The organism is Arenimonas sp., from assembly GCF_019459675.1.
Classification (GTDB): domain Bacteria; phylum Pseudomonadota; class Gammaproteobacteria; order Xanthomonadales; family Xanthomonadaceae; genus Arenimonas.
The window spans coordinates 1-10,715 of record NZ_JAIBFH010000067.1 but is presented as its reverse complement, the minus strand read 5'-3'; the positions used below and the strand labels follow the sequence as shown (position 1 = coordinate 10,715).

The 10,715-nt window shown below is 69.1% G+C and carries 11 protein-coding genes; 5 read left to right on the top strand and 6 right to left on the bottom strand.

The features are described from left to right. From K0M70_RS02720 to K0M70_RS02700, 5 genes are all read right to left on the bottom strand, one after another. A partial coding sequence (locus K0M70_RS02720) for an efflux RND transporter periplasmic adaptor subunit (protein ID WP_290778946.1) occupies positions 1-1,100 on the bottom strand: 1,100 nt, incomplete at its 3' end. Between the two features lie 326 nt (positions 1,101-1,426). Next, entirely contained in the window at positions 1,427-2,437 is a 1,011-nt protein-coding gene (locus K0M70_RS02715; protein ID WP_290778944.1) for a class I fructose-bisphosphate aldolase, read from the bottom strand. Positions 2,438-2,534: 97 nt separating this feature from the next. Continuing rightward, a complete protein-coding gene (gene pyk / locus K0M70_RS02710; protein ID WP_290778942.1) occupies positions 2,535-4,001 on the bottom strand; it encodes a pyruvate kinase in 1,467 nt (488 codons plus the stop codon). Positions 4,002-4,077: 76 nt separating this feature from the next. Beyond that, a complete protein-coding gene (locus K0M70_RS02705) occupies positions 4,078-4,716 on the bottom strand; it encodes an HAD hydrolase-like protein (RefSeq protein ID WP_290778939.1) in 639 nt (212 codons plus the stop codon). Position 4,717: 1 nt separating this feature from the next. After that, the gene (locus K0M70_RS02700) at positions 4,718-5,893 is read right to left on the bottom strand and encodes a phosphoglycerate kinase (protein WP_290778936.1); all 1,176 of its coding nucleotides are present in this window, start codon (positions 5,891-5,893) and stop codon (positions 4,718-4,720) included. An 86-nt stretch (positions 5,894-5,979) separates the two neighbouring features. Here K0M70_RS02700 and K0M70_RS02695 point away from each other — a divergent pair, with 86 nt between their 5' ends. Next, positions 5,980-6,540, top strand: coding sequence for a GNAT family protein (locus tag K0M70_RS02695; protein WP_290778934.1), 561 nt, complete (start codon positions 5,980-5,982; stop codon positions 6,538-6,540). Then, a complete protein-coding gene (locus K0M70_RS02690) occupies positions 6,537-7,505 on the top strand; it encodes an L-threonylcarbamoyladenylate synthase (protein WP_290778932.1) in 969 nt (322 codons plus the stop codon). Before K0M70_RS02695 ends, K0M70_RS02690 begins: the two co-directional genes overlap by 4 nt. A gap of 52 nt (positions 7,506-7,557) precedes the next feature. On the opposite strand, the gene gap is transcribed toward K0M70_RS02690, so the two are convergent. After that, positions 7,558-8,571 carry a type I glyceraldehyde-3-phosphate dehydrogenase gene (gene gap, locus K0M70_RS02685; protein ID WP_290778929.1) on the bottom strand — a complete coding sequence of 338 codons (1,014 nt, stop codon included), beginning with the start codon at positions 8,569-8,571 and terminating at the stop codon, positions 7,558-7,560. 160 nt (positions 8,572-8,731) lie between these two features. Here gap and K0M70_RS02680 point away from each other — a divergent pair, with 160 nt between their 5' ends. The 3 genes from K0M70_RS02680 (at position 8,732) to K0M70_RS02670 (ending at position 10,677) form a co-directional block, all read left to right on the top strand. Next, the gene (locus tag K0M70_RS02680) at positions 8,732-9,355 is read left to right on the top strand and encodes an OmpW family outer membrane protein (protein WP_290778926.1); all 624 of its coding nucleotides are present in this window, start codon (positions 8,732-8,734) and stop codon (positions 9,353-9,355) included. Between the two features lie 49 nt (positions 9,356-9,404). After that, positions 9,405-10,220, top strand: a complete 816-nt coding sequence (locus K0M70_RS02675; protein WP_290778923.1) for a S1/P1 nuclease — start codon at positions 9,405-9,407, stop codon at positions 10,218-10,220. A 274-nt stretch (positions 10,221-10,494) separates the two neighbouring features. Further along, complete coding sequence (locus tag K0M70_RS02670) at positions 10,495-10,677, top strand: hypothetical protein (protein WP_290778920.1); 183 nt, start codon at positions 10,495-10,497, stop codon at positions 10,675-10,677. Positions 10,678-10,715: the final 38 nt, after the last annotated feature.

The window sequence follows — 10,715 nt, the reverse complement described above, 5'->3', positions numbered from 1 at the left end:
CGGGGGGGGGGGGTTCGGGGGCGCCGGGCCGGGGCCCCGGCCACGGCGGCCTCGGGCTTGGCTTCGGGCTTGGGCGCTTCCACCACGCTGGATCCCTGGCGCAGCTTGACGGTGCCGTCCACCACGATGCGGTCGCCGGCGGCCAGGCCATCGAGCACTTCCACTTCGCCCCGGCGGCGCTGGCCCAACTTCACGTTGACCTGGTCCACCGTTCCGTCGGGCAGCAGCCGGAACACGTGCGCGGTCTGCGCCACCTGGATCACCGATATCTCGGGCACCACCAGCGCCTGGCGTTCGGGCTGGAACACGCGCAGGGTCAGCAGCATGCCAGGGCGCAGCAGGCGGTCGGGGTTCGGGATCTCGGCGCGCACGGTCACCGCGCGGGTGGCCGGGTCGATGCGAGAGTCGACCGTGGTGACCAGGCCGCTGAACTCGCGGTCCGGATAGGCGTTGCTGGTGGCGGTGATCGTCTGGCCGGCCGACAGCGCCGCGAGGTACGCCTCGGGCACGGCGAAATCGAGCTTCATCACCGACACATCGTCAAGGCTGGCGATGGTGGTGCCGGGCGACACCAGGGTGCCCGGGCTGACCTGGCGGAAGCCCAGCACGCCGGCAAACGGCGCGGTGATCACGCGGTCCGAAAGCCGGGCCCGGGTGGCGTCCAGCCGGGCGCGGGCGGTGTCCATGGCCGCACGCTGGGTGTCGAGCTGGCTGGCGGGGATGAGCTTTTGCGCAGTTAGCTGTTCCTGGCGCTGGAACTGCTTCTGCGTTTCTCGGAACGAGGCGGCGGCCTCGGCCAGGCCGGCCACTTCGACGCGTCCCGACAGGTCCACCAGCACGTCGCCGGCTTCCACCAGGTCGCCGTCTTCGAAGTTCACTCTCACCACGGTCTCGGTGACCTTGGCGGTGACCAGCACCGACTCGTTGGCGCGGGCGGTGCCCAGCGCCTCGATGGCGTCGTTCCAGGGCTTGTTCACCACCTCGGTGGTGGTGACCGTGGCCGACGGCGCACGGCTGGCGGCCGGGGGCTCGGCGCTGCAGCCGGCCAGCGCCAGGGCCAGGGCGATGGCGGGCAGGAGGTGGCGCTGGGTCGGGCTCATCGGGAAGGTCATCCTTGAACGGGTTTGATGGCGGCCTGGCCGCCGCAGGGGGGCCTGGCGCCGTGTCGGGACCGTGCCGGCATCGGGCTGGCGTGGGTCGAAGTGGGACCGGAACGCGAGCGGAAGGTTCCGCGATTGTACGGGGGCAACGTCACGCCCATGTGCACACTCCATCCCGATCCATGACGCTGCGTTGCAGACAGGCAACGTGCACAAACGCAGCCGAGGGCCGGGCGTTGACGCGGCGCCGCGCCCGGGAAGCGCGCCGGACCGGCAAAAAAACGCCGGCGCGAGGCCGGCGTCGTTCGAACCACTGGCGGCGGGGATCAGCCGCCCTTGGTCCACTTGCCCAACGCGGCCAGGCCGTTGGCCTTGGCGCGGGCGTACACCGTCTTCTGGGCCGCGGCGATGTTGCCGGTCAGGTCCTTGGACCAGGTCTTGAGCGCGGCCGACTGCATCGCACGGCCGTAGCTGAAGCTCAGCGGCCAGGGATTGCCGCCCATGCGGTTCATGGCGTCCAGGTGCGAGGTGGCGTCTTCGTCGCTCTGGCCGCCCGACAGGAACACGATGCCCGGCAGGCTGGCCGGCACGGCCGACTTCAGGCAGCGCAGGGTCATTTCGGCGACTTCCTCGACGCTGGCCTGCTCGGGGCAGTCCTTGCCCGACACCACCATGCTGGCCTTGAGGATGGTGCCCTCGAGCAGGATGTTGTGCTCGTACAGGGCGCCGAACAGCGAGCGCAGGGTGACTTCGGTGATTTCGTAGGCGGTGTCGATGTCGTGCTCGCCGTCCATCAGCACTTCGGGCTCGACCATGGGCACGATGCCGGCTTCCTGGCACAGGGCGGCGTAGCGGGCCAGCGCGTGGCAGTTGGAATCAATGCAGGTGCCGGACGGCGAGTCCTCGCCGATGGTGATCACGGCGCGCCACTTGGCAAACTTGGCGCCCAGCCGGGCGTATTCCTTCAGGCGCTCGCGCAGGCCGTCCAGGCCTTCGGTGACCAGCTCGCCCGGGAAGCCGGCCAGCGGCTTGGCGCCCATGTCCACCTTGATGCCCGGCAGGATGCCGTTGTCCATCATCAGCTTGGTGAACGGCACGCCGGCCTTGGTGCTCTGGCGCAGCGTTTCGTCGTACAGGATGGCGCCGGAGATGTAGTCGCTCAGCTTCGGGGTGCCCAGCAGCATCTCGCGATAGGCGCGACGATTCTCCTCGGTGCACTCGATGCCCACGCCGTCGAAGCGCTTCTTGATGGTGGCATTGGACTCATCGATGGCGATGATGCCCTTGCCCGGGGCCACCATGGCCCGGGCGATGTCGGCGAGTTGGTCGATGCTCATGGGGTTCCCGGGGTCGTGTTGGTAGACCCCGGATTATAGCCCAACCCGCCGAATGGCCGAGAACGGGGAAAATGTACCGGGTACATTTTCCCCGTTTTCAGAGCTCGCCCAGGCCTTCGGCGCGGCCGGCGGGGCCGACCTTCAGCAGGCGCAGGGTGTTGGTGGCGCCGTGCAGCTCCATGTGGTCGCCGCTGGTGATCATGACGCTGTCGCCCTCGGCCAGCGCGCCGGCCTCGAACAGCTGGCGGATGGCGCCGCGGGCGGCCTCCCGGGTCGCCTGGCCCTGGCTGTCGTAGTGGATGGGGAACACGTCGCGGATCATCGCCATCCGCCGCCGCGCCCCGTCGTGGCGCGACAGCCCGTAGATCGGCACCGAGCTGCGGAAGCGCGACAGGTAGCGCGCCGTGCCGCCCGATTCGGTCAGCGCGATGATGGCGCGCACCTTGATGTGCTCGGCCAGGAACATGCTGGCCATGGCGATGGCCTGGTCGGCGGCCTGCAGGTTGCGCGGCGCCTTCTCGAAATCGGTGTCGTGGTCGAACTGGCGTTCGGCGCCCAGGCAGATGCGCACCATGGCCTCCACCGCTTTCACCGGGTAGTTGCCCGAGGCGGTTTCGGCCGACAACATCACCGCGTCGGTGCCGTCGATGACCGAGTTGGCCACGTCCAGCACTTCGGCGCGGGTGGGGATGGGGTTGTCCACCATGGACTGCAGCATCTGCGTGGCGGTGATCACCACGCGGTTGTTCTCCAGCGCGGTGCGGATGATCTTCTTCTGCAGGCCGGGCAGTTCGGCGTCACCGATCTCCACGCCCAGGTCGCCGCGCGCCACCATCACCACGTCCGAGGCGATGGTGATCTCCACCAGGTTCTCGATGGCTTCGGCGCGCTCAATCTTCGCCACCAGGAACGCATCGCTGCCGGCGGCACGCGCCAGCGCGCGGGCCTCGTCCATGTCGGCGGCGGAGCGGCAGAACGACACCGCAATGAAGTCCACGCCCAGCCCGGCGGCGATCTGGATGTGCAGTTTGTCCTGGTCGGTGAGCGCGCCCAGCGACAGGCCGCCGCCCAGGCGATTGAGGCCCTTGCGGTTGGACAGTGCACCGTCGGTGAGCACGCGGGTTCGGATGCGGTCGGCTTCCACGGCGATGACCTGGACCGCCATCAGGCCGTCGTCGAGCAGCAGCGTGTCGCCGGCGTGCACGTCGTCCACCAGCCCCAGGTAGCTCACGCCCACCTGGGTGCTGTCGCCCAGCGGCGCGTCGGCGCGGCAGACCAGGGTGAACTCCTGCCCGGTGCGCAGCAGCACCTTGTCTTCCTCGAATTTCTCGATGCGGATCTTCGGGCCCTGCAGGTCGGCCAGGATGCCGACCTCGCGGCCCTGCCGCGTCGCGGCCTCGCGCACGGCCGCCACGCGCGCCGCGTGGTGTTCGGGCGTTCCGTGCGAGAAATTCAAGCGCACCACGTTGACGCCGGCGCGCACCAGGTCGTCAAGCACGCCGGGAGCGTCGGTAGCCGGGCCGAGGGTGGCGAGGATCTTGGTGCGGCGCGGGTCGTGGTTCATGGGATTCTTGCTGGAGGGCTGTGCCGGTAACGCTAGCACAGCACATCGCGCGTCCCGGGGTGTGCTGCAATCGATTTCAGCGCGGGAAAAGACCGCGCAGGTCAGCCGGTCGCGACGCCAGGTGGGTGGCGCCGGCGGCGCGCAGCTCCGCCTCGCCGCCGAAGCCCCACAGCACCCCCACCGAGCCAATGCCGTGGTGGCGGGCGCCGTCGATGTCCATGTGCCGGTCGCCGATCATCCAGGCGTCCTGGCTGGGCAGGGCCAGGCGCGCAAAGGCTTCGCCGATCAGCTCGGGCTTGTGGCTGAGCCGGCCACAGGGCGTGGCGCCCACGATTTCCTCGAAAACATGGCCGAACGGCAGGTGGGCGATGATCTTGCGGGCGTGGGGCTCGTTCTTGGCGGTGACCACGGCCAGACGGTGGCCGGCGCCAGACAGCGCCAGCACGACGTCGCCGATGCCGTCGTAGACCTCGTGCTCGGCCCATCCGTGCGTTTCGAAGCGGTCGCGGTAATGCTGCACGGCTTCCTCGATGCGCGCGGCGTCCGCCAGCAGCGGACCGAAGCTGTCGCGCAGCGGCGGACCGATCCATCGCCGCAGCTGCGCCTGCGGCGGCACCGGCTCGCCCATCTGCTCCAGCGCGTGGGCGACGCAGCGGGTGATGCCTACCGCCGAATCGATCAGCGTGCCGTCCAGGTCGAAGAAGATCGTCGCCATGTCAGGCCGCACGCGCCTTGAGCGCCGTCACCGCCGGCAGCTCCTTGCCTTCGCAGAATTCCAGGAACGCGCCGCCGCCGGTGGAAATGTAGCTGATGCCCGCCGCGACGCCGTACTTGTCCACCGCGGCCAGCGTGTCGCCGCCGCCGGCGATCGAGAACGCGTCTGAATCGGCGATCGCGTGCGCCAGCGTTTGCGTGCCCTTGCCGAACGCATCGAACTCGAACACCCCCACCGGGCCGTTCCAGATGACGCTGCCGGCGCGCCTGATCATGTCGGCATAGCGCGCAGAGGTGTCGGGGCCGATGTCCAGGATCATGTCGTCCGGGCCAACATCGGCGACGGCCTTCACCGTCGCCGGCGCGTCGGCGGCGAACGCCGTCGCCACCACCACGTCGGTCGGGATCGGGATGTCGGCGCCGCGGGCCTTGGCGTCGGCGATGATCTGGCGCGCGGTGTCCAGCAGGTCGTTCTCGCACAGCGACTTGCCCACCGGGTGGCCCATCGCGGCGATGAAGGTGTTGGCGATGCCGCCGCCGACGATCAGCTGGTCCACCTTGGACACCAGCGCCGACAGCAGTTCGAGCTTGGTGCTGACCTTGGAGCCGGCCACGATGGCGATCAGCGGGCGCGCGGGCGCCAGCAGCGCCTTGGCCAGCGCGTCCAGCTCGGCCATCAGCAGCGGCCCGCCGCAGGCCACCTGGGCGAAGCGGATGACGCCGTGGGTGGACGCCTGCGCGCGGTGCGCGGTGCCGAAGGCGTCCATGACGAAGACGTCGCACAGCGCGGCGTACTTTTTCGACAGCGCCTCGTCGTCGGCCTTCTCACCGACGTTCATGCGGCAGTTTTCCAGCAGCACCAGCTGCCCCGGTTGCACCTGCACGCCGTCGGTCCAGTCCCTGAGCAGCGGCACGTCGCGGCCCAGCAGTTCGGACAGGCGCGCGGCCACCGGCGCCAGCGAATCCTCCCGCGTCCACACGCCCTCCTTCGGGCGGCCCAGGTGCGAGGTGACCATCACGGCCGCGCCCTTCTCCAGCGCCAGCCGCAGGGTCGGCAGTGCGGCAGTGATGCGCTGCTCCGACGTGATGTGGCCGTCCTTGACCGGCACGTTGAGGTCTTCGCGGATGAGCACGCGCTTGCCGGCCAGGTCGAGGTCGGCCATTCGCAGGATGGTCATGCAGGTGCTCCGGAGTCGGGAAAGCGGCATTTTCCCCCGCTTGATGGGCCCGGGGCAAACCCGGCGGGGCCGTGGGACAATGGCCCATGGCCGATATCCCGCAAACCCTGCCCGTCCTTGAGAGCGAGCGCATCCGCCTCAGGCCGCTGCGGATGGACGATGCCCCGGAGGCGTTCGCCATGTTCAGCGACGCGGAAGTGACGAGATATTGGAGCTTCCAGGCCTGGACCGAGCCCGCGCAGGCGCAGGCCTGGCTGGCCGAGCGCATGGGCTGGGGCCCGCCGTCGGTGTACGGCTGGGCCATGGCCGACCGCGCCACAGACGCCTTCATCGGCACCACGGCGCTGTTCTCGCTCAGCGGCCCCCTGCACCGGGCCGAGCTGGGCTATTCCCTGATGCCGGCGCTCCAGGGCAAGGGCCTGGCCACGGAAGCGGTGCGCCGCGCGCTGGACTTCGGCTTCGACATCCTCGGCCTGGAGCGCATCGAGGCCGACGTGGACCCGCGCAACGAAGGCTCCTGCCGCCTGGCCGAGCGCTTGGGCTTCCAGCGCGAGGGCCTGCTGCGCAACCGCTGGCGCGTGGGCGGCGAGTTCGCCGATTCGATCCTGTACGGCCTGCTGCGCAACGAGTACCGGAGAGGCGCATGAGCGACCCGATCGGCCAGGCGCTGGCCGCACTGCGCCGCGGCGACGTCATCGGCCTGCCCACCGAAACGGTGTACGGCCTGGCGGCCGATGCGTCGCGTCCCGAGGCGGTGCGCCGCATCTTCGAGCTCAAGGGCCGCCCCGCCGACCATCCGCTGATCGTGCACGTGGCGGATGCCAAGCAGCTCGACCGCTGGGCGCGCGACATTCCGGACGCAGCGCGCGTGCTGGCCGCGGCGTTCTGGCCCGGCCCGCTGACGCTGATCCTGCGCAAGCAGGCCGGCGTGCCCGACGAAGTCACCGGCGGCCAGCCCACGGTGGGTCTGCGCTGCCCGGCGCACCCGATGGCGCTGGCGCTGCTGCATGAATTCGACGGCGGGCTGGCCGCGCCGTCCGCCAACCGCTTCGGCCACGTCAGCCCCACTTCGGCCGCCCACGTGCGCGACGAGTTCGGCGACGCGGTGACGGTGGTGCTGGACGGCGGCGAGTGCGAGGTGGGCATCGAAAGCACGATTCTCGACTTGTCCGGCGAAATCCCGCGCATCCTTCGGCCCGGCCGCATCACCCGGGCACAGATCCAGGCGCAGGTGGGTCCCGTGGCCGAAGGCGGCGCCGCCGACAGCCCGCGCGCCTCGGGCACGCTGGACGCGCACTACGCACCGCGCACCGCCCTGCTGCTGATGCCGCGTGACGCCCTGGTGGCCGAAGCCCGCCAGCAGGAAGCCCTGGGCAAGCGCGTCGCCGTGCTGGCAATGGCCTCCCTGCCCGAAGGCCTGCGCGGCATCGCCCTGCCCGCCGACGCCGACGGCTACGCCCATGGGCTTTACGCCGCGCTGCGTGCCCTGGACACGCTGGGCGCCAACCTGCTGCTGGCACAACGACCGCCCGACGACCGCAGCTGGCTGGCCGTCAACGATCGCCTGCGCCGCTCCGCAGCAGGCGCCGGCCTGGGCACCGGCGGCCACTGAAAAAAAAGCCCCAGCCGGGGCCGGGGCTTCGTTCACCGCCGCGGCAGTGGCTTTACTTCGCGGCCATCAGCGCCAGCGTGGTGTCGAGCATGCGGTTGGAGAAGCCCCACTCGTTGTCGTACCACGAGCACACCTTCACCAGCGTGCCGCCCATCACCTGGGTGAGCGTGCTGTCGTAGATCGAGCTGTGCGGGTCGTGGTTGAAGTCGATCGACACCAGCGGCTTGGTGTTGAAGCCCAGGATGCCCTTGAGCGCGCCTTCGGAAGCGGCCTTGAGCACCGAATCGATTTCATCCTTGGTGGTTTCGCGCGCCGCGACGAACGACAGGTCCACCACCGACACGTTGATGGTGGGCACGCGCATCGAGAAGCCGGTGAGCTTGCCGTTGAGCTCGGGCAGCACCAGGCCCACCGCGGCCGCGGCGCCGGTCTTGGTCGGGATCTGCGACATGGTGGCCGAACGGGCCCGGCGCAGGTCGCTGTGGTAGACGTCGGTGAGCACCTGGTCGTTGGTGTAGGCGTGAATGGTGGTCATCAGGCCGTGCACGATGCCGATCTTTTCGTTCAGCACCATGGCCAGCGGCGCCAGGCAGTTGGTGGTGCACGAAGCGTTGGAGATGACCGTGTCGGACGCCTTGAGCTTGGCGTGGTTGACGCCGAAGACGATGGTGTTGTCCACGTCGCTGCCGCCCGGCGCGGAAATGATCACCTTCTTCGCACCGGCGGCGATGTGCGCCGACGCCTTGGCCTTGCTGGTGAACAGCCCGGTGCACTCCAGGACCACGTCCACGCCCAGCGCGGCCCAGGGCAGCTTGGAAGGATCGCGCTCGGCGCAGACCTTGATGCGGTCGCCGTTGACGATCAGGTCGCCGCCGTCCACTTCCACCGTGCCGGGGAACTTGCCGTGGGCGGTGTCGTACTGGGTCAGGTGCGCATTGGTTTCAGCGTCGCCCAGGTCGTTGATGGCCACGATGGTGATCTCGTGGTTGCGCTTGGCTTCGTAAAGCGCACGCAGGATGTTGCGACCGATGCGGCCGTAGCCATTGATGGCGACCTTGATGGACATGCAGGCTCCTGAACCGGCGAAGGCCGGCGGGTTGGGTGGAAGAACCCCGATTTTAGCAACCCCGGGCCCCCAGTCCCAGCGGCAGCCGATTTGACGCGCCTCAAGTGGCCCGCGGGCGGCACAGTGGAAACTGGCGCCAGTTCCCAACCGGAGACCCGCCATGCGGACCCTTAAAGTAATTGCACCTCTGGCCGCCACGGCCGCCCTGCTGTTCGCCACGCCCGTCCTGGCCCAGCAGGCCGGCGACTGGACCTTTGGCCTCGGCGCCCACGTCGTTTCGCCCAAGTCCGACAACGGCAGCCTGGCCGGCGGCGCGCTGGACGCGGACGTCGGCGACAATTGGCGTCCGACCATCACCGGCGAGTACTTCTTCCGCGACAACTGGGGCATCGAAGTCCTGGCCTCGCTGCCGTTCCAGCACGACATCGAGCTCAACGGCGTCAAGGCCGGCTCCACCAAGCACCTGCCGCCGACCCTGAGCCTGCAGTACCACTTCAACGGCAGCGACAAGGTCAAGCCGTTCATTGGCGCCGGCGTGAACTACACGATCTTCTTCAGCCAGGACACCACCGGCCCGCTGGCCGGCACCGACCTGGACCTGGACAACTCGTGGGGCCTGGCGGCCCATGCCGGCCTTGATTTCGCCGTCGGCGAGAAGAAGTGGCTGCGCCTGGACGCCCGCTGGATCGACATCGACACCGACGTGAAGGTGAACGGCACCAGCGTCGGCACCGTCAACATCGACCCGATGGTCTACGGCGCCGCCTTCGTCTGGCAGTTCTGATGGTTTGAAGCTGGCAAGGTTCACGGCCGCTGGCGTAGAGTCGGCGGCCATGAACAGACTCCTGAGCACCGTTATCCTTCTGGCCCTCGCTGCGCCGGCCTTCGGCTGGAGCAAACAGGGCCACCAGCTGGTTGGGGAACTGGCCGAACGCGACCTAACGGCCGCCGCGCGCGCCGAAGTGGACCGACTGCTGGCCGGTGAACCGAACCCGACCCTGGCCGGGGTTTCCACCTGGGCCGACGAGATCCGCGCCGAAGGCAACGAGCTCGGCCAGCGCAGCCGGACCTGGCACTACATCAACTTCGACCACGCGGGCTGCGACTACGTGCCTGCGCGCGAATGTCCGGACGGCAACTGCGTCATCGGCGCCATCAACGCCCAGCGCGCCATCCTGGCCGACCGCAGCCAGCCGCTGCAGGCCCGGCGCGAGGCGCTGAAGTTCGTGGTGCATTTCGTCGGCGACGCGCACCAGCCCATGCACGCCGGTTTCCGACGCGACCGCGGCGGCAACAACTTCCAGCTCAACTACCGCGGCAAGGGATCGCCCAAGGGCGAAGGCACCAACCTGCACGGCGTCTGGGACTACTGGCTGCTGCGCAGCGCCAACCTCGACAACCCCGCCTACACCGCCAGGCTGCTGCAAAGCCCGCTGCCCGAGGGAACCCAGCTGGACGCGGACAATCCGGCTGCGGAATGGACGCTGGAGTCGTGCCGGCTGATCGCCAGCAATTCGATCTACCCGCCCAAGCGGCGCATCACCGACGCCTACCTCGACCTGCACCGCCCGACGGCGGAAGCGCGCGTGCGCCAGGCCGGCGCGCGACTGGCATCACTGCTCAACGACGCGCTCGATACCGCCCGCTGACATGCACACGGGCCGCCAGGCCGACGCGGATGACGGCGGATGCCCGACTGCGGCTGAAGAATTGCTGCCGGGGCCAGGGGCAAAAGCGGGCTGGTTAGATGGCGCGGACAGCGCGTTTGTCGCCGATAGTGGCTGTGATTGAAAACGTGGGCGCGCTGTCGTGGTTAGCGGATCACCACCACTTTTGAAAAAACAGCTCGTTGAGCGCTGTTCCTTAGGTCGGCTGCGCTAGTTTGGTTTGCCCGTAATGCATGGGCCAACTCGAGACCTCTGAATGAAGCATCTCATTGCCGTAATGTTTGCAGCGACCTTTGCCATCAGCTTTGCCGCCAGCGCGGAAGATGGTCCCGGCACGATTCCCGACGGCCCGGTTGAAGGGCCGCCCGGCTGGGTGTGCACGGCCAAGGCAGGCGTGGTCACATGCGAAGCCAGGGACCAGGAAGGCCCGGCGCAGTAAACCGTTTGGCGGGGGGGGGGGGGGGGGGGGGGGGGGGG